A 20,920-nucleotide genomic window follows, 5' to 3' on the forward strand; every position below is an offset into this window, starting at 1 on the left:
GCCTTCGCAGTTCGGGACTTTCACCCTATAGATTGCACCCATGCCGAGCACACCAAAAAAGGTAGTCGAGCGACTACCTTTTTAACTTGCTTTATGCTCAAGTCTTAACCGATCAGCGACCATCGCGATAAATTCTGAGTTTGTCGGTTTCGCTTTTGACATGCTGACGGTATGGCCGAATAAAGATGAGATAGATTCCAAATTGCCTCGACTCCATGCCACTTCAATCGCATGACGAATCGCTCGCTCAACGCGACTAGCTGTCGTATTATATTTTTTAGCGATATCTGGATAAAGCACTTTCGTAATTGATCCGAGCAACTCGACATCGTTGTATACCATCGCAATTGCTTCACGCAAATATAAGTATCCTTTAATATGTGCAGGAACGCCGATTTCGTGAATAATGTTCGTAATACTTGCATCTAAATTTTTTGGTTTTCCTCCGTCACGAATTGGCGAAAGAAGCGGTCGTTTGAATACGGCTGGCTTTTTCCCACATACGTGACGAATTTGATTGACTAAATGTTCAATGTCAAACGGTTTTAAAATGAAGTAAGAAGCCCCAAGTTCAACCGCTTTTTTCGTCACATCTTCTTGCCCAAATGCTGTGAGCATGATTACGTTCGGTAATGGTTGTTTCATCATGCGTAGCTTTTCTAACACAGCCAAACCGTCTAAATGCGGCATAATAATGTCAAGAACAAGAACATCAGGATCGCGATCGCGCAACAATTGCAAGCAATCTTGCCCGTTATATGCAACGCCAATGACTTCCATATCTTCTTGGCTTGTAATGTATTCTTCAAGCAAATGCACTAATTCTCGGTTATCATCTACAATACAAACTTTTATTGTACTCACGAAATCCTTCCTCCCTAAAGCAATGATCTTTTGTCACATACGTGCTTAATTCGCCACAACGGACAAAAATCCTTTTTCTTTTGCAAAATTAGTCAAATAATTTATATTTTTCATAAAACATTCGTGCATGTTGTTTCTTTCATTTTACACTACATGTTTACGTCATGTCATGATAAAATATGACAAATTGTGTGAGAAAACAAAAAGCAAGCTAATATTAGCTCGCTTTTTGTTCGTTTCGATCATAAATGTTAATTCCAGCTTCATGTAGCATCCATTCGATATGCACACCGTAGCCAGATGTCGGATCGTTAACAAATACGTGCGTCACAGCTCCGACAAGTTTTCCATCTTGAATAATCGGGCTGCCGCTCATCCCTTGTACAATTCCACCTGTTTTTTCTAACAGTCTTGGATCAGTTACTTTGATCACCATTCCTTTTGTAGCAGGGAATTTTTGCGGTGTGACACTAACAATTTCAACATCAAACGCTTCTACCCGATCTTGTTCAACAACAGTTAATATTTTTGCGGGTCCTTTTTTTACATCTGTCGACAAGGCAATCGGCATTGGCTTATCAAAAATACCGTTTTGAATCGGCTGTGAAAGCTTGCCGAAAATACCGAACGGGCTGTTTGTTTTAATGTCACCAATCACTTGTTTATCGCTTGAAAATCTCGCTAATTTTTCGCCTGGACTTCCATTTCTTCCTTTATCGATGGCCGTTACCGTCGATTTGACGATCGTTCCATCACGAACGACGATCGGCTTTCTCGTATCCATATCAGAGATGACATGTCCGAGTGCCCCGTATATATTTGATTTCGGATCGAAAAACGTCATTGTCCCAATTCCTGCTGCTGAATCACGGATGTATAACCCGATACGATACGCCCGATCGTTTTTATCTTTCAACGGAGTGAGTGTGGTTTCAAACGTCTGATGGTCACGAGCAACGGTTAATCGTAAAGGTTTCCCCGTTTTTCCCGCTTCTTCAATGAATGGAGAAACATCTGTCATTTTTTCGATTTTTTGTCCGTTAATGTGAGTAATCGCATCCCCCACTCGAATGCCAGCCGTTTCACCTGGAGATTGTTTTCCTTGTTCCGTCTCCACTAAATGGTGACCGACAACGAGAACCCCAACCGTATTTAACTTGACTCCAATCGATTGACCGCCAGGAACAACTTTAAAATCTGGTAATACTTTCACATTTACTTGTTTAACCGGAAATCCTGCCATTTGTAAAATGACATCACTTTCCCCAACATGCTCTCCGGTAATTGCTAACTTTTCCTTTGGATGAACAGAAACAGCGTTTGTCGTTATCGTTTGAACAGAACCAAATACAGGTACATGCGCCGTTTGTCCTTGAAATAACACAAGTTGTTTCGGAATGTTTACATATTTTCGAAATGGTGTTGCCATACTTAGAACGATAAAAGAAACAAGGAGAAAAGCACCTATTCCTTTTCTTAATTTGTCAAAATCCAAAGTCTTCACTCTCCTCGTTCCTACGTACACACCGAATCCTACATTATTTAATGTTGCCTGAAACAAATGAAATATAACCGAATAAAACGAAAAAACAATGCCAATGTCGGTATTTATATTGTTTCGTTTTTAATTTTTTCCGCTAATTGTAACAACTCACGCGCATGCTGTTTCGTTAGTTCTGTAATTTCTACTCCAGAAATCATACGGCTAATTTCGTTAATTTTTTCTTCTTCATTTAACGCTTCCACCGTTGTTTTTGTCCGTCCATCCCTCGTTTCTTTTGCAATAAATAAATGAGTATCCGCCATCGCTGCCACTTGTGGTAAGTGCGAAATACATAATACTTGCGAATGACGTGCAACGCGATAAATTTTTTCTGCAATGGCTTGAGCGACACGACCACTTACACCTGTATCGACTTCATCAAAAATAATGGACGTGACACCTTGATGTTTAGAAAAAATACTTTTTAAAGCAAGCATCATGCGCGACAATTCTCCACCTGATGCAACTTTGGCAAGCGGCTTTAACGGCTCTCCTGGATTTGTCGAAATGTAAAACTCAACTTCATCCATTCCGTTCACCTGCAACTTGACAGGTGTTCCATCGAGCAGCGGATCATCGTACGATCCTTGACGTTTCCGAAAGACGACATCAAACGTCGTTTTTTCCATGTATAAATCTTTTAGTTCTTGATGAATGTCATCGATGAGTTGTTTCGCATATTTCATACGCAATTCACTTATATGTTTCGCTTCAACTAACAAATCCGCAGTAATAGATTGAAGTTCGGTCTGCAATTTATGGATATGATCATCGCGGTTTTGAATCGTTTCAATTTCTTCTTCCACTTTCGCCGCATATTCTAAAATGTCACGTACCGTTTGACCGTATTTCCGTTTCAAGTGATTAATTTCGTTTAAGCGACTTTCAATTTCATCAAGCCGAAGTGGATCATATTCTAACTGATCTAACTGTGTACGTAGTTGGTGAGCGACTTCTTCTAACAAATAATAGCAATTCGATACAACTTCTTGAGCTTGTTTCACTGATGCATCGATATCACTCACATGGTCTAAATGGTTCATCGCTAATCCAATCCAATCAAGGCCGCGTTGCTCCCCGTAAAGCGCCTCATAGCTGCTTTGTAACGCCTCGTATACTTTTTGAAAGTTGACAATTTTTCGGCGCTCTTCCATTAGCCGTTCATCTTCATCTATTTGCAACTCTGCTTTTTGAATTTCATCTAGCTGAAAAGTTAATAAATCTAAACGATGTGCCATTTGTTGCTCATTTTCATTTAACTTTTGCAATTGACGCCTGATTCGTTCGTATGTGGCATATAACACACCGTATTCTTTCAATGCATCGCGAATACGGGTGCCTCCATATTCGTCTAATAAGTGCAAGTGTTTACTTTCATCGAGCAACTCTTGATGTTCATGTTGTCCGTGGATATCAACGAGCGTGGAGCCAATTTCACGCAATGTCGCAATCGTGACTAATTTCCCGTTTACACGACAGACACTCTTTCCATTTATTGTTAGTTCTCGGCGAAGCACAATCATCCCATCGCTTATATCAATGCCGAGTTCGGCACATTTGCTGTAACATGGATGATCGTCTTGTTCAAGCAAAAAAAGACCTTCAATTTCTGCTTTTGCTTCCCCGTATCGAACAAATTCTGCCGAACCGCGTCCGCCAATTAACAAATGAATAGCATCAATAATAATTGATTTTCCCGCTCCCGTTTCTCCAGTTAAAACAGTTAATCCTTTTTCAAACGAAAGCGAAAGAGATTCAATAATGGCAAAATTTTTAATGGATAACTCTGCTAACATCTTCCGCTCACACCTTTATTACAGCATGTCCAACAATCGTTTTGAAATAACTTCTGTATCTTCTGGCGTGCGGCAAATAATTAAACACGTATCATCCCCACAAATCGTTCCAACAATTTCATCCCATTCTAAATGATCAAGTAGTACACCGATGGCATGTGCATTTCCTGGCAACGTCTTCATGACAAGCAAATGACCGGCGCCATCAATTTTCACAAACGCATCCATAAGTGCTCGTTTTAACTTTTGAAGCGGATTAAATCGTTGATCCGCAGGTAAGCTATATTTATAACGTCCATCTATCATTGGCACTTTCACTAAATGCAATTCTTTAATGTCGCGAGACACCGTTGCTTGTGTGACGTTAAAACCTTCTTTGCGCAACATATCAACAAGTTCATCTTGTGTTTCAATATCATGGTTTGAAATAATTTCACGAATTTTAATATGACGTTGTCCTTTATTCAACGAAAACACCTCTTTCGTGTGTATAACATATGCATATTTATACTTCTATGTTACCGAACGATAGACGGGCAAACAAGAGGGAATAACCGATCGTTATTCCCCCACATGCTCTTTATTTTCTTTCAGTTCATCATGCGCCCGAGCAACTACTTCTTCTGGAGAAAACGTCAAGCGATTTTCTCCTACTTCTTTGCCTTCCCAACGTAAATGAAGTAAAAATTCAATATTTCCGTCACCACCTGTGATCGGCGAGTGGGTTAGTCCAATAATGTCGTATCCTTCTTGTTGGGCGAATGCCGTAATCGTTTCAAGGACGTGTATGTGCACACGTGCATCGCGGACAATTCCTTTTTTTCCGACAAACTCTTTTCCCGCTTCAAATTGCGGTTTGACTAAAGCAACTACATCGCTATGCGGCACTAAAATGTTTTTTAAGACAGGCAAAATTAATTTTAATGAAATAAATGACACGTCGATTGTTGCAAAATTCGGCAAACCGAGCTGAAAATCACTCGGTTTCACATAACGGAAGTTTGTCCGCTCCATGACTACAACACGCTCATCTTGACGCAGTTTCCACGCAAGCTGATTGTATCCCACATCAAGAGCGTATGACAACTTCACACCGTTTTGCAACGCACAGTCTGTAAACCCGCCTGTCGATGCACCAATATCAACCATAATCTTATCTTTTACTTCAAGCGAAAATACGTGTAACGCTTTTTCAAGTTTCAGTCCCCCTCGACTCACATACGGTAGTGCATTTCCTTTCACCGTAAGCGGAATGTCAACCGGCACTTTTTCTCCTGGTTTGTCGAGTCGCATTTCGTTCGAATATACGAGGCCAGCCATAATTGTCCGTTTCGCCTTTTCGCGCGTTTCAGCCAACCCACGTTCCACAAGCAATACATCTAAACGTTCTTTCTTCCCTTTCATCTCTCATGCCCTTTTTCTTTTTTTCGGAGTTAATAAACAAATCCGTTCCATTACATGTTCGGTTGTCAACCCAATTTCTTCAAGAAGTTGTGACACGCCACCATGTTCAATAAAACGGTCCGGAATGCCCATTCGATCGATAATCGCTCCATGATATCCATGATCATGAGCAAATTCAAGTACCGCGCTACCAAATCCACCTTGCAACACCGCTTCTTCAATTGTGAGTAACGGCATATTTTTTTGTAGCAGCGTGTGCAACATTTGTTCATCTAGTGGCTTAATAAAACGGGCGTTGACAACTTGTATAGAAATGCCTTCATTTGCAAGGCGTTCAGCAGCTTGAAGCGCCATCGGAATCGTTGTACCGAACGTTAAAATGGTAGCGTCTGTTCCTTCACGCAACACTTCCCATGTACCGATCGGGATTTTTTTCAATTGCTTATCCATCGGCACACCGAGACCGTTGCCGCGCGGAAAACGCATCGCAATCGGACCGTCATCATATTGAATAGCGGTATATACCATATGTTGACCTTCATTTTCATCTTTTGGCATCATTAATACAATGTTTGGAATGTGACGTAAAAAGGCGATGTCAAACACTCCTTGATGCGTTTCACCATCCGCACCAACGAGCCCTGCGCGATCGATTCCAAGAAACACGTTTAAGTTTTGACGACAAATGTCATGAACAACTTGGTCGTACGCCCGTTGTAAAAAGGTTGAATAAATTGCTAAAAACGGTTTCATTCCTTGCGTCGCTAAACCAGCAGCCATCGTTGCGGCATGTTGCTCGGCAATACCGACGTCATACATGCGCTCAGGAAACTCACTTGCAAATCCTTCTAATTTGGATCCAACAGGCATCGCTGGCGTAATTGCAACAATGCGACGATCCTCGCGCGCTAATTTACGCACCGTTTCACTCACAAGCGCACTCCAAGATGGAGCTGATTGCTTTGTTTGAATGAAATCACCTGTTTCAATTTTATACGGTCCTGTTCCGTGCCACGTTCCGACTTTGTCGCTTTCCGCCGGATGATATCCTTTTCCTTTTTTCGTTATGACATGAACAAGAACAGGCCCTTTCGTCTTTTTCGCATAATGTAAGTTTTCAAATAAATCTTCAAAGTTATGGCCATCTACCGGCCCAAAGTACGTAAAGCCTAACTCTTCAAAAAATACGCCTGAAACAAGCAAATATTTAATGCTATCTTTGACACGTTCCGCTGTTGTAGCAAGCTTTCCACCGACAGCCGGGATTTTCTTTAACAACATTTCTAATTCATCTTTTACCCAATGATACTTCCCTGCTGTCCGTAGTCGCCCGAGCACATTGTGCAGCGCTCCAACGTTTGGAGCAATCGACATTTCGTTATCATTTAAAATGACGATCATATCCTTTTTCTCATGTCCGATATGGTTTAATGCTTCTAGCGCCATTCCGCCGGTGAGTGCGCCGTCTCCAATAATCGGAACGATATATTCGTCCGTTCCTTTTAAGTCGCGCGCAATCGCCATGCCCATCGCAGCAGATAACGATGTCGAACTATGCCCCGTTTCCCATACGTCATGTTCACTTTCGCTCCGTTTTGGAAAACCGCACAATCCTTTATATTGTCGCAACGTATCAAACTGACTAGCACGACCGGTTAAAATTTTATGGACGTACGACTGATGCCCAACATCCCAAATGAGTTTATCTTTTGGACTGTCAAACACTTTATGCAGAGCAATTGTCAATTCAACGACTCCAAGATTCGGGCCAATATGTCCACCTGTTTTTGATAGCTTTTCAATTAAAAATTGTCGAATTTGCTCGCTCAATTGAACAAGCTGTTCATTTGACATTTGCCTTAAAAATTTCGGGTTTTGAATCGCTGTAACATCCAACGCGATCACTCTCTTTCATGTAAGCTAAAACAACCGATATCATACAGTTTTTATGTATTTTAATTATACAGATAAACATGTTTGTACGCAAAAAAGAGCCGCTTACACGAACGTGTGAACGGCTAACATTTCTTTTCCACTATACCACATGTTGCTTATTTCCTCAACGCTATTAATGATCACGTGTTTCGACAATATTACAAATATAATGTAATAAGGATGCATCCACCCCAACTTCGTCAAGAAGTTTGCGCGCCTCTTTCATATGATCATAAAGTTTTTTCTTTGCCCCATCAAGCGTCAAAAGAGAAGGGTACGTCGATTTATCATTTTCGATGTCGCTACCTACTTTTTTCCCGATTTTTTGTTCGTCTCCCTCAATGTCTAAAATGTCATCGCGAATTTGAAACGCTAAACCGAGATGGTCGGCAAATAATGTTAATAGCGTTAATTGTTTTTCTGTTGCTTCACCTAATATTGCACCTGCTCGGACGCTGTATTGCAACAACTTTCCTGTTTTATGACGGTGAATGTATTCTAATTGTTGCAAATGAATCATTTTTCCTTCTCCTTCAAGGTCGGCTACTTGTCCGCCAACCATCCCTTCAGGTCCAGCTGCTTTCGCTAATTCAGAAATGAGACGAACTTTTACGTCGGGTGAAATCGCTTCAGCATCCGCAACGACTTGAAAGGCGTATGTCAGTAACGCGTCGCCTGCTAAAATAGCATTGGCTTCACCAAATACTTTATGATTTGTCGGTTTACCACGCCGTAAATCATCGTTATCCATACTTGGCAAATCATCATGAATGAGTGAATACGTATGAATCATTTCAAGCCCACAGGCAACCGCTATACCGATATCAACTTGTTTACGAAACGCATGTAACGTCGCAAGCAATAAAAGAGGGCGAATGCGTTTGCCACCTGCTTGCAACGAATATAACATCGCTTCTTTGATCGTCTCAGGTGCCCGCAATGACTCAATGTATACGGGGAGTTGCTGTTCAATTTGCTCTTTATATTGTCGCAATAACCATTCCACGCCTATTCCTCCTGCACCGTAAACGGTTCAAGCTGTCCATCTTCTCGTAAAATAAATTCCATTTGTTTCTCTACTTGTTGTAGTTTGTCGTGACAAAACTTCGACAATTTCATCCCCTCTTGGAAAAAGTGAATCGCTTCCTCAAGCGGAACGTCCCCTTCTTCTAACTTTTGCACAATTTCTTCGAGTTTGCTCATCGCTTCTTCAAACGTCATACGTTTTCCTCCTCAATATCAGAAACAATACAATGTGCGCGTCCGTCTTGAAAACGGATATGAACGCGATCTCCTGCTTGCAATTGTGTTACTGTCTTAACGAGCTTGTTTTGCTCATCGTATGCAAGACTATAGCCACGTTCCATAATTTTCAATGGACTAAGTGCGTCGAGCTTTGCCATCATTGTTGCGAGCGACCATTTTTTTTGTTTGATCACATCGCTCATATTGCGAACGATGGTTTGTTCTAACATGCGAACACGGTCAGTCGCTTTTTCGATTCGTGATTGCGGATGGTGGGCCAACAATGTCAGCTGAAGTTGCTGAAGTTTGTTTTCTTGTCGTTTTAACATATCGTTCGTTTGCCGTTGCAATCGATCAACAAGCATATCTAGTTGTTGCTCTTTTTGTTCGTAAAGCCGTTTCGGATAGCGAAACGCATACGATGAACGTAACGATTGAAGCCGTTTTTGTTCTATATTCATTCGTTCTTTCATTGCTCGAATGAGACGTGCTTGTTGATCAGACACACGCGAAAGCAAATCTGCGACATGCGGCACTGCAAGCTCTGCTGCACCCGTCGGCGTCGGTGCACGCAAGTCCGCAACAAAATCAGCAATCGTGTAGTCTGTTTCATGCCCGACAGCAGAAATAATCGGAACGCGCGAGGAAAAAATTGCCCGCGCCACAATTTCTTCATTAAACGCCCAAAGCTCTTCAATCGAACCACCACCGCGTCCAACGATGAGCACATCAATATGTCCCATGTCATTTGCTTTTTGAATCGATTGAACGATCGATAACGGAGCTTGCTCCCCTTGAACGAGCGTCGGAAATAAAATAACTTTCGCTAGCGGATAGCGGCGCCGGATCGTCGTTAAAATATCGCGAATCGCTGCACCCGTCGGCGATGTCACAACGCCAATATGTTGCGGAAATTTTGGAATTGGCTTTTTATGCTCTTTATTAAATAGCCCTTCTTGCTCCAGTTTCTTTTTTAATTGCTCATACGCTAAATAAAGCGCGCCGACACCATCCGGCTGCATCTCTTTGACATATACTTGATACGTCCCGCTCGGCTCGTATACAGAAATTTCACCGCGTACAAGTATAGTCATTCCGTTTTCTGGCTTAAATGTCAGCTGGCGATTATATCCTGCAAACATAACTGCTTGAATGCGCGCTTGCTCATCTTTTAAAGTAAAGTACATATGTCCACGCGAATGATATGTAAAGTTGGAAATTTCCCCTTTAATCCATAAATCTTGCAAATGGGGATCGACTTCAAATTTCCGCTTAATGTACTTCGTTAACGCTGCAACGGTTACATACCTCATTTCTGTCACAAAAACAACCTCGCTTATTTATGTTGTTCACGCGCTGCTTGTACTGTATTGTGCAACAACATCGTAATTGTCATTGGTCCAACACCTTTTGGCACAGGAGTAATGTAGCTTGCTATTTGTTTTACATCATCAAAATCGACATCTCCACATAACTTTCCGTTTTCTAATCGATTCACGCCAACGTCGATCACAATTGCTCCTTCTTTCACATATTGTGACGTAATAAGCTTCGGTTTGCCGACCGCAACAATTAAAATATCTGCTTGACGTGTGATCGCTTCTAAATCGTTTGTGCGCGAGTGACAATACGTTACCGTCGCATGTTCGCGTAAAAATAGTTGACCAACCGGTTTACCAACAATGTTACTGCGTCCAACGACAACGACATGTTTTCCTGCAATATCAACTTGCAAAGATTGAACCATATATAAAATGCCATACGGTGTACAAGGTAAAAACGTTTGTTGTCCTGTCATCATTCGTCCAATGTTAAGCGGATGGAAACCATCGACATCTTTTTCAGGCGCGATCGCTTCAATCACATGTAGCTCATTAATTTGCGGCGGTAGCGGCAATTGAACTAAAATACCATGTACTGAACGATCTTCATTTAAACGAGCAATTTGCTCTAACAAAAACGCTTCGGATATGTCGTTTGGAAAAGTAAGTAAAATCGAACGGATGCCAATCTCTTCACATGCTTTTTGTTTCGCTTTTACGTACGATTGTGAAGCGGGATGATCTCCAACGAGGATGACCGCTAATGCGGGCTCAATGCCTTGTTGTTTTAACTGCTCGACTTCTTTTGCTAATTGTGCGCGTTTTTCTTTCGCTAGTTCAAAACCGTTAATGATTTGTGCTGCCATAAATCCTTCTCCCCCTTATTTGTTTAAGACAATGTTTCTTTTATTTTCGCAAGTACGCCGTTAATAAAGCGACTTGATTTTTCATCACCAAATACTTTGGCTAATTCAATGGCTTCGTCCATACTTACACTCAACGGAATATCATCCATATATTTCATTTCAAATACAGCCATACGTAAAATGGAACGATCGACGTTGGCAACACGCTCTAACGTCCATTTTTCTAAATGTTGGCGCAATAAATCATCAATTTCTTTTTGGTGGTTAACTACGCCAAAAACAAGCATCCCCATAAACGGATCTGTTTCTTCTTCAATGACGTTGGCAACCGCTTCGTGTGGTTCAATGCCTCCCACGTCAATTTGAAACAATGCTTGCAACGCTTTTTCTCTTGCTGTATGCCGTTTCATGACCAAAACCCTTTCTATTCATATTGTCGAAAATTATATCATGATCATACCATATTTCGACGAAAGAGAACACTCACCCATCGAAAAAGGGCGATCTCATAAACGAGATTGCCCTTTTTCGTTACTCGACTTCCGTCTCTACTTTCGGTGTTTCAAATTGAACGCCAACAATATGAACGTTTACTTCAGCTGTTTCTAATCCTGTCATCGTCAACAACGCTTGGCGAACGTTTTCTTGAATTTTTTGAGAAACAGATGGAATGGATACGCCAAAGTTCATCACACAATAAATGTCAATGACAATGCCGCGGTCCGTTAAGTCCACTTTCACACCTTTACCGTGATTTTTTTTTCCTAGCCGCTCAACGACACCTGCAGCAAAATTACCGCGCATTTGCGCTACGCCTTCAATTTCAGAAGCCGCAATGCCTGCGATCACTTCAATCACTTCCGGTGCAATTTCTACTTTACCTAAACTGTTATGGCCATTTTCCATTTCTAATACGTGTTCAGACATAACAAATCCCCCTCCTTCATCATTAAGAGTTCATTACATCGTATGTTTCTAAAAACTTTGTATTAAAGTTTCCTTCGACAAATTTTTCATGTTCAAGCAATTTTAAATGAAATGGAATCGTTGTATGAACCCCTTCGATCACAAATTCACTCAGAGCGCGTTTCATACGTGCGATCGCTTCTTCGCGCGTCGGTGCATGAACGATCAACTTCGCAATCATCGAATCATAATATGGCGGAATCGTATAACCTGGATAAGCAGCAGAATCGACTCGCACCCCAAATCCTCCTGGTGGTAAATACATTTGTATTTTCCCAGCCGATGGCATAAAGTTTTTCGCGGGATTTTCTGCATTGATTCGGCATTCGATAGACCAGCCGTTGAACGTCACATCTTCTTGTTTCAACGTTAATTTCTCACCAGATGCTACGCGAATTTGCTCTTTAATTAAATCTACACCTGTCACCATTTCCGTCACCGGATGTTCCACTTGAATGCGCGTGTTCATCTCCATAAAATAAAACTGACGGTTGCGGTAGTCGTAAATAAATTCGACCGTTCCTGCTCCTGTATATTGAACGGCTTGCGCTGCTTTGACAGCTGCTTCTCCCATTTTTCGACGCATTTCTCCATCAAGTACAGGAGATGGTGTTTCTTCTAATAGTTTTTGTAAACGGCGTTGGATTGTACAATCGCGCTCACCAAGATGAATGACATTTCCGTATGAATCTGCTAGCACTTGAATTTCTACGTGACGGAAATCCTCGATGTATTTTTCAATATACACCCCCGGATTTCCAAACGCTGTTGCTGCTTCTTGTTGCGTGATCGTAATTCCTTTAATGAGCTCTTGTTCATTCCGAGCGACTCGAATGCCTTTTCCACCGCCACCCGCAGTTGCCTTAATAATAACAGGATACCCGATTTCGTTCGCTAGCGCAATTGCTTCATCAATGCTTTCAATAATTCCTTGTGAACCGGGAACGATCGGAACCCCAGCTTGTCTCATCGTCTCACGCGCAACATCTTTTGTACCCATTTTTGTAATTGCTTCTGGACTTGGTCCGACAAACGTAACGTTACATTCTCGGCATAGTTCAGCAAAATCAGCGTTTTCAGCTAAAAACCCGTAACCTGGATGAATAGCATCACATTGAGTTAAAGTTGCCACGCTCATGATGTTTGTGAAATTTAAATAGCTGTCTTTAGACGTTTTTGGACCGATACAATATGCTTCGTCGGCTAATTGAACATGAAGTGCTTCACGATCCGCTTCAGAAAATACAGCAACCGTCTCTATGCCAAGCTCCTTGCACGCCCGAATAATCCGAACAGCAATTTCCCCACGATTGGCAATTAACAATTTTTTCATCATCACGATCGCTCCTTTATTCAGGCTTCACAAGGAATAAAGGTTGTCCATATTCAACGAGCTGGCCGTTTTTCACAAGCACTTCTACAATTTCTCCATCCACTTCCGCTTCAATTTCATTAAACAATTTCATTGCTTCAACAATACATACAATCGTATCTTTTTTCACTTTATCGCCAACTTTTACGTACGGTGCGGCATCTGGTGATGGCGCTGCATAAAACGTACCGACCATCGGTGATGTAATCGTATGTAAGTTTTCTGTTGCAACAACTTGTTTTTCCGGCTTCGCTTCTTCTTTCACTTCCACCTTCTCAACAACTGGTGCCACCGATGTTTGTTGTTGAACGACAGCTGTTTGTGGCACGTCCATTTTTGGTGTAGCAACAACAACTTGTTCAGCTGCTCCAGCTTTTTTCATTTTAATTTTTGAGCCGTCGTGTTCATATACAAACTCGACAATGTTTGACTCGTTTACTAATCGGATTAATTCGCGAATTTCTTGGATTTTCAACATTGACTTACACCCCTCGCCCCATCATTTGTAGAAAAAGATTATACAATACCATGATACGACACACCTTTTCCATTATTCAATAAAATGATAAGAAAATGTTAGAAAATTTATATCTGGTCATAAAAACAATTATTATTATATAGTATTATAAAATTTATTTTCAACCGAAAAAAATAACCGGTTTCCCGGTTATTTTTGAAAACGAACAGCTACATCTTGTACGCGGCCGATCTCGCTTTGAACGAGTTGGATAATTTCATTCGCTGCTTTTTTCGAATGTTCTTTTGCTTTCACTGTAATATGCACTTGATTTTCGTGAACGCGAACGAGGGCATCGTCATATCCTTTCGATTTAATTAATGTTTCTAACACCGCTTCTTTTTCTGCAATATTGGAAAGCTGTTGCAACTGATCAATCGCTTTGCTTTTTTCTTCGGCAGATACGTTATTGGAAGCGACAATGGCGTTCAACTCTTGACGTAACTTGCTTCGCTCATCTTCAATTTCAAGTCGAAGGGCTGTAAATAAATCATCGCTTCCTGTATTCGTTTGTTCGACAGTCACGTCTTCCTCATTTGCAACTTCTTCTTTCATCGCTTCATCTGTCGGTTTTAAGTCTTTTTCATTGTTTGCCTCTTCCTTTTGTTCAAACGCTACTTGCTCTGTGAGCTGAGGACTTGTTACATAATACACCGATAAAACGACAACTAAACTAAACATTGTTAACAACCAAACTGTTTGCTTTTTCAACATATGTTCTCCCCCTTACTTTTTTGGTAAAACAGCAACGCGATGGCTTGGAACGTTCAACGTTCGCGTCACTGCTTCGACAATCCATTTTTTTACTTGCACTTGATCGGCTCCTTTCGCAACGACAAGCACACCTCGAATTTCTGGTTTTTTCGTTTGCAAAACGAGAGGTGTTTCTTCGTCCCCTTTGCGCACGATCACAATTTTTTCGTCTGTTGATTCATCTTGAATTTCACGCTTTCCGCCTTCTTTATCTTCTTCCGTCGTTCGTTTTTTTTGAACGATTGCATTTTTTTCAAGTACATTTTGTTCTGTGGCATCGACATTTACGATCACTTTTACTTCACCGACGCCAACAATCGCCTCAAGCGCTTCTTTTAATTGTTGTTCATATCGCTCTTCATAGTCTGCAATTTGCTTCAATTTTTTTTCTTCATCTGTTTGACGAAATACAGTTTGAGTCGTTTCCTGTTGAACGCGTTTGGATGCCGAAAAGTTGAACACGTTGCCAAAGATCATAAATGATAAGCCGATGATTAACAGAATGGCAATCAATCCGTTTTTTTCAATCCATTGTTTCACCCCTCCCTACTCCCTCCTTTCTAAATGAATCGTGATCAGTTCTGGATCTACTCCCCACATATGTGCTAAAAAGTGGGCAATGTCGTCGTGTTTTTCCGTTATTGCTGGCGATGATTGAATGCGAATCGGTTTCACAACAGAAGTCGTTTCCTCTGCCAACTCTACTGTAATCGCTTCAATCGGTGGAGGGGTTTGTTCCGACTCCCCGATCGTTAATGAAATATCCGTCACCGTTAACCCATATGTGTACATCAACTCCTCAGCCGCTTTGTTCTTTAGCTGGACAGCCATTTGTTCTAAAATATATGCACGTTGTGAGGCTTGTATTTCTTTTTTCTTTCTTTCGATGTCATTTTCGAGCGTTTCATTTTGCTGGTGTTGAATTGAAGCAAACCACGTATCTACATTCCCATGAAATAAACGAAGAAGTGGAGAAAATAAAATAAAAATAAACAGTAAACCAACAACCATCTTTATATATTTTTGAAATGAACCGTTTGGTAAAATCAAATCGATGATCACGGCTAACAAGATAAATGTAATAAGATGGGAAACCCATTCCGTCAATAGTCCCACAGCCTCTATTCTCCTTTCAGCGAACCATCATCGTTAAATTTCCTGCCGCGATAATGACGGTCATACTTAAAAAAAACATAAGCGATACGATCATTAGAGCAACAAGCACATACATGATGCTCTTGCTCATGATGCTCAAGCAGGAAATGACGATACCTCCTCCCATCGGTTGTAATATAGCAGCTGCTAGTTGATAAATAAGCGCGATGACTAAAATTTTGATCGCTGGAAACGATGCAATAAGAAGCAACAGAGCCACTCCGAACAATCCAACTGTATTTTTTAATAAGACCGAAGCGGTAACGACTGTATCGGCTGCGTCGGTAAACATCCGCCCGATAATCGGAATAAAATTTCCTGCCATAAATTTAGCTGCTCGTATCGCCACTCCATCTGCAATAGCTGTTGTCGCTCCCTTGACCGACAATACACCGAAAAAGATCGTCAACATTACACCAAGTGAACCGACGCTAATGTTGCGCAACAAATCGGCTAATTTTGTTACTTTGTAATGTTCGCTTAATAAGCTAACAATGCTTAAAATTGTCGCTAAAAACAAAAGTGGTAATGAAAAATGCTCAACGATCGTTCCTGTGATATTCATAAAAAACAACACAATGGGGTGAAAAAAGGCTACGGATACAACACCACCAGACGACGCCATAAGCGCAAGTAAAATCGGTAAAAGAGCAATCATAAAACTCGTCATCGTTTGAATGGCCTCTTTTGCGTACGTCACCGCAACATGAAAACTATTTAGCGCAATAATCATCAATACCATATAGACAACCGCATGCGCTACTTTGCTCACAGCGTGATGTGAAAATGCGTTTTGTAACGATTGTAAAAATAAGCTAAATACCGTTAGTAAAATAAGCATACCAAGCAATTTTCCATTCGCCATAAGCTCGTACAATAAAAACTTGATAAACGCCTGTAACCATTCACTAATCGATAGTTCTTTTTCGCCATTTATAAACTGCCAAAACGATCCTTTTTGACTTTCTGGCAATAGCCCTCCATACTGTTGAACAATGTGATCCCAATATTGTTTCAACGACTCTACACCAACTTGTTCCGCGTGTTGTTTCACTAGTTCATTCGTTGGCGGTGAAGCTTGTACGAGAGAAGGCAAGAAAAAAAGAAGAAAGAGAAGTAAGATAGGAGCGCGCTTCATGTCATCACCCCTTCATCGGAAGAAAACTTAAAATCGTTTCGATGAGAGCAGTTAAAATCGGGATGGCCATCGCTAAAATCAAAATTTTTCCACCTAACTCAATTTTTCCAGCGATCGCTCCTTGGCCTGCATCTTTCGAAATTTGCGCGCCAAACTCCGCAATATAAGCAATGCCGATAATTTTTAAAATCGTTTCGACATACACCGTTTGAACGTGCGCTTCATTTGCTAACGTTTGGACCATACGAAAAATGTCTTGAATGCGGTCAATTAAAAATAAAAAAATAGCTGTTCCAACAAAAACGGTTAACAAAAGCGAAATATTCGACTTATGTTCGTTTAAAATCGTCACTAAAAACGTGGCAATAAGTCCAAGTCCGACAATTTGTAAAATATCAATGAGTGTTCCCTCCTAACTTTGAAACAAAAAAACAGATTTAATTTTTTGGAATAAGTCTTGAACGATTGAAATGACTAAAAATAAAATATAAATAAACCCTAATAATGTAATCCATTGTGCATATTCCTTTTTTCCAATTCCTTCTAAAACAGCATGCAAAAAAGCAACGACGATACCTACACCAGCAATTTGAAAAATTAAATCTACGTCAACACCCATTTCGAATGTCCTCCTCTATATGAGTAAAAGCACGATGAGAATGCCCGTTAATACACCTAAACTTTTCATCATTTTTTCATAACGTTGTTGTTTTTCAGTCGCATCTCCTTCTTCTCTCTCTAAATGCACCATCGTTAAACGAATATAATTTTGCTGAATTTCATGATCATATTGTCCAAGCGTCTCGCCAAACTGTTTCATAATTTCCAATTCCCCTTCTTTTAAGGCGGTCATTTTCCATACTTCGTGTAAACTTTCTTCCCATGCTTGATGTGCGTTCATCGTTCCTTTTTGCAACTTTTGCGCAAACGATTCAAACAGCCATGATAACGGTTTCGATAGTTGCTGAGATAATCGAAACGCGGCGTCCATTAATGGCGTATGCCCATACATAATTTCTGCTTCAAGTGACTGCAACGCCATTTTTAACTGGCGCAACTGTCTTGTACGCTCTCGTAAAAGTCGCGACGCTTCAAAACCTGACCATGTCGTCGCCATTATAATGCATATCGCTCCAATCCATTTCATTTACATCACACTCATCTTTCGATATACATCACGACCGTTTGAATCACGAATGGCTTGAATCGTTCCAGGACGTCCGATATTCGTCAATTCAACAAATCGTTCAAATACAGCTTGTTCTATAATTGGGCGCAGTGATGGACGTTTCATCGTATCGTCTAGTTGACGACCGTGCGCTGTCATAAATAAGCCCACTCCCGCATGAACCGCTTCTAAAATCGCGATGCAATCCGCTTCGCTTCCAATTTCATCGACAACAAGAACGTTTGGGCTCATCGAACGGATCATCATCATCATCCCTTCTGCTTTCGGGCATGCATCGAGCACATCAACGCGATAACCGAATGTAAATTGCGGAATGCCTTTGACACAACCAGCAATTTCTGACCGTTCATCGACGATGCCTACTTTTTGAGGTGCAATATGCCTCTCTTTCACTCCGATGCTTACGATGCGTGCGATATCGCGAAGAAGCGTTGTTTTTCCTGTTTGTGGTGCCCCAATGATCATCGTATTGAGCCATCGTCCATCGTATAAATAAGGAAGAAGCGGCTCAGCCATGCCGATTTGTTGCCGAGCCATCCGAATGTTAAATGACGTAATATGTCGGATCGCTTTTACTTTTCCGCCTTCTGTAATTACTTTTCCAGCTAAACCGACTCGGTGTCCGCCTTGAATGGTGATGTAGCCTTTTTTTAACTCTTCCTCGATTGTGTAAAGAGAATATTGGCTTAGTTTATTTAATAGCTCGACACCTTCTTCCGTTTGTACAACATGCGGACATATGTACGACCTCCCACCAGCAATGACTTCCAGCGGCCGTTGAATACGAATGCGAATTTCTTCAATCGTAGACTTGTGAAAAATAGAAGACGATTGAATAGCATCAACGAGCGTTTTAGGCAACATCTCAAACACTGCTTGCATCCTCTTCCCTCCCTCATTTCACGACATAAATACCGATTAATATGCATACAACCCCAGCGCCGATCCATACGAGTTTAAACAATGACAACTCATTCGCTACTGCAACAAGCCCAATTATCATGACAACGAAAAAAATCGTCGGACCAACAATCGCGAGCAATGTATTGACCGCAATCGCCTTTTTTACATCATTGAGCGACAGCATAACAATCGCTGCGCTTAATTCAATCGCCGCAGATAAAAAACGTAGACCAGCCATCGTCCAAACAGTCGCATCAATTTTCATCGCATCCTCCTTGTACAACGGTGCTAGTACAACGTATGCGGAAATGGCGGGATTCAGAAGTATAGAAAGGAAAATTTATAGTGAAAGATGTTTGCAGATAGAGAGGGGAAGTCATACAATGTTTGTATAAAAAGTAATAATTTAAAAAGATGTAATGAAGGGAGGGAACGGTTTGAATTTAAAATACGTTATCGGTTTATTTATTTGCCTAATTCCCACTCTACCAATTATGAATTTTGCATTGAAACGAGTGGAAACTTCTAATATAAATTCAAAACAAATCGATGCTATATTATACATAAACTTGCCGATTTTTCTTTATTTTTATTTATTTTATATTTTTCATAAAAATGAACTGTCATTTATTTCTTCCGCCCTTATCTTTCTTTACTCTCTATTTTTTGTTACTTTATTTATTGCTAGTGCCATTAAAGAGGGGATTGCACGAAAAATCATAAACATTTGGAAAGATTTATGGTAAAAAACCTTTTGCTAATTCTTTGAATGAAGGAGGGCACAGCAAAATCGGTATACTAAACAACAATGGAAGGGGATCGAGATGGCATACGTCATTCGCAAAATGAAACAAGAAGATATAAAACAAATTCAATATATAGCGAAAATAACTTGGAATGTTACTTACGAAGGAATTATTCCTTCAGATGTGCAAGAAAATTTTTTAAAATCGGCTTATAGTGATGAGCGAATGAAACAACGATTAGATCGTTCTATCCTCTTTGTTGCTGAAATGGATGAGAAAATTGTCGGGTTTGCTAACTTCTCTCCGATAGGGAAAGATGGAAGTGTTGAATTATGGGCTCTCTATGTTCATCCAAAACAACAAGGCAAAGGAATCGGTTCAGCCTTATTGCAAAAAGGGATACAAATAGACGGTGTAAATGAAATTTATGTAAATGTGGAAAAAGATAATCAAATCGGAAAGACCTTTTATGAAGCTAAAGGTTTTGAAGTTGTGAAAGAGTTTGTCGAAGAATTTGATGGTCATACGTTAAAAACAATTCGAATGGTGCTAAAACTTAAAAAATCCCATATACAAAATTCAGCTTGTTGACAAAGCCAACAAGCTGAATTTCTCACTTTTTACAATTTTCCATTACGCACGTGATACATATGTGCCATCTGTTGTGTTAATAATTAATACATCGCCTTCGTTGACGAAGAACGGTACTTGAACAACAAGGCCTGTTTCTAACGTTGCTGGTTTTGAACCGCCTGATGCTGTATCGCCTTTAATGCCTGGCTCGGTTTCAACAACTTTTAATTCAACTGTGTTTGGCAATTCGACACCAATCGTTTCACCTTGGTACATCATAATAAATACTTCCATGTTTTCTTTTAAAAACTTTAATTCATGTTCAATTTGTTTTGCAGGTAGCTCAATTTGCTCATATGATTCCATATCCATGAACACGTGTTGATCGCCGTTTGCATATAAATATTGCATTTTGCGGTTGTCGATTTGTGCTTTGCTTACTTTTTCACCTGCGCGGAACGTTTTTTCTTGAATTGCACCTGTGCGCAAGTTACGAAGTTTTGAGCGAACGAACGCCGCACCTTTTCCTGGTTTCACATGTTGGAATTCGATGACGCGCCAAATGTCACCATCGACTTCAATTGTTAAGCCTGTACGAAAATCGTTTACTGAAATCATGTTCATTTCCTCCTA

At 40.6% G+C, this 20,920-nt stretch carries 26 protein-coding genes; 2 read left to right on the forward strand and 24 right to left on the reverse strand.

The window, feature by feature from the left end:
- Nucleotides 1-81 precede the first annotated feature (81 nt).
- The 23 genes from spo0A to CS060_RS09500 form a co-directional block, all read right to left on the reverse strand.
- Nucleotides 82-864 carry a sporulation transcription factor Spo0A gene (gene spo0A, locus CS060_RS09390; RefSeq protein WP_035047702.1) on the reverse strand — a complete coding sequence of 261 codons (783 nt, stop codon included), beginning with the start codon at nucleotides 862-864 and terminating at the stop codon, nucleotides 82-84.
- A 217-nt stretch (nucleotides 865-1,081) separates the two neighbouring features.
- Entirely contained in the window at nucleotides 1,082-2,359 is a 1,278-nt protein-coding gene (gene spoIVB, locus CS060_RS09395; protein WP_035047700.1) for a SpoIVB peptidase, read from the reverse strand.
- A gap of 113 nt (nucleotides 2,360-2,472) precedes the next feature.
- Nucleotides 2,473-4,203, reverse strand: coding sequence for a DNA repair protein RecN (gene recN, locus CS060_RS09400; RefSeq protein WP_035047697.1), 1,731 nt, complete (start codon nucleotides 4,201-4,203; stop codon nucleotides 2,473-2,475).
- An 18-nt stretch (nucleotides 4,204-4,221) separates the two neighbouring features.
- Nucleotides 4,222-4,671 (reverse strand): transcriptional regulator AhrC/ArgR, encoded by a 450-nt coding sequence (gene ahrC / locus CS060_RS09405; protein WP_032100003.1) that lies wholly within the window; start codon nucleotides 4,669-4,671, stop codon nucleotides 4,222-4,224.
- A gap of 93 nt (nucleotides 4,672-4,764) precedes the next feature.
- On the reverse strand, nucleotides 4,765-5,607 hold the full coding sequence (locus CS060_RS09410) for a TlyA family RNA methyltransferase (RefSeq protein WP_035047693.1): 843 nt from the start codon (nucleotides 5,605-5,607) through the stop codon (nucleotides 4,765-4,767).
- Nucleotides 5,608-5,610: 3 nt separating this feature from the next.
- A complete protein-coding gene (dxs, locus tag CS060_RS09415; RefSeq protein ID WP_035047689.1) occupies nucleotides 5,611-7,503 on the reverse strand; it encodes a 1-deoxy-D-xylulose-5-phosphate synthase in 1,893 nt (630 codons plus the stop codon).
- A 172-nt stretch (nucleotides 7,504-7,675) separates the two neighbouring features.
- Nucleotides 7,676-8,548, reverse strand: coding sequence for a polyprenyl synthetase family protein (locus CS060_RS09420; RefSeq protein ID WP_035047684.1), 873 nt, complete (start codon nucleotides 8,546-8,548; stop codon nucleotides 7,676-7,678).
- A 2-nt stretch (nucleotides 8,549-8,550) separates the two neighbouring features.
- On the reverse strand, nucleotides 8,551-8,763 hold the full coding sequence (locus tag CS060_RS09425) for an exodeoxyribonuclease VII small subunit (RefSeq protein WP_009373880.1): 213 nt from the start codon (nucleotides 8,761-8,763) through the stop codon (nucleotides 8,551-8,553).
- Nucleotides 8,760-10,100 (reverse strand): exodeoxyribonuclease VII large subunit, encoded by a 1,341-nt coding sequence (xseA, locus tag CS060_RS09430; protein WP_180271076.1) that lies wholly within the window; start codon nucleotides 10,098-10,100, stop codon nucleotides 8,760-8,762. The genes CS060_RS09425 and xseA overlap by 4 nt, the downstream gene beginning before the upstream one ends.
- Nucleotides 10,101-10,123: 23 nt before the next feature.
- Nucleotides 10,124-10,975: a bifunctional methylenetetrahydrofolate dehydrogenase/methenyltetrahydrofolate cyclohydrolase FolD gene (gene folD, locus CS060_RS09435; RefSeq protein WP_035047676.1), complete on the reverse strand. Its 852-nt coding sequence runs from the start codon at nucleotides 10,973-10,975 to the stop codon at nucleotides 10,124-10,126.
- Nucleotides 10,976-10,998: 23 nt separating this feature from the next.
- Entirely contained in the window at nucleotides 10,999-11,385 is a 387-nt protein-coding gene (nusB, locus tag CS060_RS09440) for a transcription antitermination factor NusB (RefSeq protein WP_035047672.1), read from the reverse strand.
- A 121-nt stretch (nucleotides 11,386-11,506) separates the two neighbouring features.
- Nucleotides 11,507-11,902 (reverse strand): Asp23/Gls24 family envelope stress response protein, encoded by a 396-nt coding sequence (locus CS060_RS09445; protein ID WP_099668903.1) that lies wholly within the window; start codon nucleotides 11,900-11,902, stop codon nucleotides 11,507-11,509.
- A 22-nt stretch (nucleotides 11,903-11,924) separates the two neighbouring features.
- The gene (gene accC / locus CS060_RS09450; protein ID WP_035047666.1) at nucleotides 11,925-13,277 is read right to left on the reverse strand and encodes an acetyl-CoA carboxylase biotin carboxylase subunit; all 1,353 of its coding nucleotides are present in this window, start codon (nucleotides 13,275-13,277) and stop codon (nucleotides 11,925-11,927) included.
- A gap of 13 nt (nucleotides 13,278-13,290) precedes the next feature.
- The gene (accB, locus tag CS060_RS09455) at nucleotides 13,291-13,791 is read right to left on the reverse strand and encodes an acetyl-CoA carboxylase biotin carboxyl carrier protein (RefSeq protein WP_099668904.1); all 501 of its coding nucleotides are present in this window, start codon (nucleotides 13,789-13,791) and stop codon (nucleotides 13,291-13,293) included.
- 189 nt (nucleotides 13,792-13,980) lie between these two features.
- Complete coding sequence (locus CS060_RS09460; RefSeq protein WP_035047661.1) at nucleotides 13,981-14,544, reverse strand: SpoIIIAH-like family protein; 564 nt, start codon at nucleotides 14,542-14,544, stop codon at nucleotides 13,981-13,983.
- Nucleotides 14,545-14,556: 12 nt separating this feature from the next.
- On the reverse strand, nucleotides 14,557-15,123 hold the full coding sequence (spoIIIAG, locus tag CS060_RS09465) for a stage III sporulation protein AG (protein ID WP_035047659.1): 567 nt from the start codon (nucleotides 15,121-15,123) through the stop codon (nucleotides 14,557-14,559).
- Nucleotides 15,124-15,129: 6 nt separating this feature from the next.
- Entirely contained in the window at nucleotides 15,130-15,699 is a 570-nt protein-coding gene (spoIIIAF, locus tag CS060_RS09470) for a stage III sporulation protein AF (protein WP_035047657.1), read from the reverse strand.
- Between the two features lie 16 nt (nucleotides 15,700-15,715).
- Nucleotides 15,716-16,876 carry a stage III sporulation protein AE gene (spoIIIAE, locus tag CS060_RS09475; protein ID WP_035047654.1) on the reverse strand — a complete coding sequence of 387 codons (1,161 nt, stop codon included), beginning with the start codon at nucleotides 16,874-16,876 and terminating at the stop codon, nucleotides 15,716-15,718.
- 4 nt (nucleotides 16,877-16,880) lie between these two features.
- Nucleotides 16,881-17,270, reverse strand: a complete 390-nt coding sequence (spoIIIAD, locus tag CS060_RS09480; protein WP_035047652.1) for a stage III sporulation protein AD — start codon at nucleotides 17,268-17,270, stop codon at nucleotides 16,881-16,883.
- Between the two features lie 18 nt (nucleotides 17,271-17,288).
- On the reverse strand, nucleotides 17,289-17,495 hold the full coding sequence (gene spoIIIAC / locus CS060_RS09485; protein WP_035047649.1) for a stage III sporulation protein AC: 207 nt from the start codon (nucleotides 17,493-17,495) through the stop codon (nucleotides 17,289-17,291).
- A gap of 15 nt (nucleotides 17,496-17,510) precedes the next feature.
- Nucleotides 17,511-18,023 carry a stage III sporulation protein SpoIIIAB gene (gene spoIIIAB / locus CS060_RS09490; RefSeq protein WP_035047647.1) on the reverse strand — a complete coding sequence of 171 codons (513 nt, stop codon included), beginning with the start codon at nucleotides 18,021-18,023 and terminating at the stop codon, nucleotides 17,511-17,513.
- On the reverse strand, nucleotides 18,024-18,947 hold the full coding sequence (spoIIIAA, locus tag CS060_RS09495) for a stage III sporulation protein AA (protein ID WP_099668905.1): 924 nt from the start codon (nucleotides 18,945-18,947) through the stop codon (nucleotides 18,024-18,026).
- 13 nt (nucleotides 18,948-18,960) lie between these two features.
- Nucleotides 18,961-19,233: a YqhV family protein gene (locus CS060_RS09500; protein ID WP_035047645.1), complete on the reverse strand. Its 273-nt coding sequence runs from the start codon at nucleotides 19,231-19,233 to the stop codon at nucleotides 18,961-18,963.
- A 172-nt stretch (nucleotides 19,234-19,405) separates the two neighbouring features.
- Between CS060_RS09500 and CS060_RS09505 the strand changes: the two genes are divergently transcribed.
- Nucleotides 19,406-19,714 (forward strand): hypothetical protein, encoded by a 309-nt coding sequence (locus CS060_RS09505; RefSeq protein ID WP_099668906.1) that lies wholly within the window; start codon nucleotides 19,406-19,408, stop codon nucleotides 19,712-19,714.
- 78 nt (nucleotides 19,715-19,792) lie between these two features.
- On the forward strand, nucleotides 19,793-20,305 hold the full coding sequence (locus CS060_RS09510; RefSeq protein ID WP_035047640.1) for a GNAT family N-acetyltransferase: 513 nt from the start codon (nucleotides 19,793-19,795) through the stop codon (nucleotides 20,303-20,305).
- Between the two features lie 42 nt (nucleotides 20,306-20,347).
- On the opposite strand, the gene efp is transcribed toward CS060_RS09510, so the two are convergent.
- Nucleotides 20,348-20,905 (reverse strand): elongation factor P, encoded by a 558-nt coding sequence (gene efp / locus CS060_RS09515; protein WP_003394108.1) that lies wholly within the window; start codon nucleotides 20,903-20,905, stop codon nucleotides 20,348-20,350.
- Between the last annotated feature and the right edge of the window lie 15 nt (nucleotides 20,906-20,920).

The organism is Anoxybacillus flavithermus (assembly GCF_002742685.1).
GTDB lineage: Bacteria > Bacillota > Bacilli > Bacillales > Anoxybacillaceae > Anoxybacillus > Anoxybacillus flavithermus_E.

Excerpts from the sequence above, each read along its gene's own strand:
- accC (WP_035047666.1), bottom strand. The coding sequence starts at position 13,277 with ATGATGAAAAAATTGTTAATTGCCAATCGTGGGGAAATTGCTGTTCGG.
- CS060_RS09460 (WP_035047661.1), bottom strand. The coding sequence starts at position 14,544 with ATGTTGAAAAAGCAAACAGTTTGGTTGTTAACAATGTTTAGTTTAGTT.
- spoIIIAA (WP_099668905.1), bottom strand. The coding sequence starts at position 18,947 with ATGCAAGCAGTGTTTGAGATGTTGCCTAAAACGCTCGTTGATGCTATT.
- spoIIIAE (WP_035047654.1), bottom strand. The coding sequence starts at position 16,876 with ATGAAGCGCGCTCCTATCTTACTTCTCTTTCTTCTTTTTTTCTTGCCT.
- nusB (WP_035047672.1), bottom strand. The coding sequence starts at position 11,385 with ATGAAACGGCATACAGCAAGAGAAAAAGCGTTGCAAGCATTGTTTCAA.
- accB (WP_099668904.1), bottom strand. The coding sequence starts at position 13,791 with ATGTTGAAAATCCAAGAAATTCGCGAATTAATCCGATTAGTAAACGAG.
- xseA (WP_180271076.1), bottom strand. The coding sequence starts at position 10,100 with ATGAGGTATGTAACCGTTGCAGCGTTAACGAAGTACATTAAGCGGAAA.
- CS060_RS09425 (WP_009373880.1), bottom strand. The coding sequence starts at position 8,763 with ATGACGTTTGAAGAAGCGATGAGCAAACTCGAAGAAATTGTGCAAAAG.
- spoIIIAB (WP_035047647.1), bottom strand. The coding sequence starts at position 18,023 with ATGAAATGGATTGGAGCGATATGCATTATAATGGCGACGACATGGTCA.
- folD (WP_035047676.1), bottom strand. The coding sequence starts at position 10,975 with ATGGCAGCACAAATCATTAACGGTTTTGAACTAGCGAAAGAAAAACGC.
- CS060_RS09445 (WP_099668903.1), bottom strand. The coding sequence starts at position 11,902 with ATGTCTGAACACGTATTAGAAATGGAAAATGGCCATAACAGTTTAGGT.
- CS060_RS09500 (WP_035047645.1), bottom strand. The coding sequence starts at position 19,233 with ATGAAAATTGATGCGACTGTTTGGACGATGGCTGGTCTACGTTTTTTA.
- spoIIIAC (WP_035047649.1), bottom strand. The coding sequence starts at position 17,495 with ATGGGTGTTGACGTAGATTTAATTTTTCAAATTGCTGGTGTAGGTATC.
- CS060_RS09410 (WP_035047693.1), bottom strand. The coding sequence starts at position 5,607 with ATGAAAGGGAAGAAAGAACGTTTAGATGTATTGCTTGTGGAACGTGGG.
- efp (WP_003394108.1), bottom strand. The coding sequence starts at position 20,905 with ATGATTTCAGTAAACGATTTTCGTACAGGCTTAACAATTGAAGTCGAT.
- recN (WP_035047697.1), bottom strand. The coding sequence starts at position 4,203 with ATGTTAGCAGAGTTATCCATTAAAAATTTTGCCATTATTGAATCTCTT.
- CS060_RS09510 (WP_035047640.1), top strand. The coding sequence starts at position 19,793 with ATGGCATACGTCATTCGCAAAATGAAACAAGAAGATATAAAACAAATT.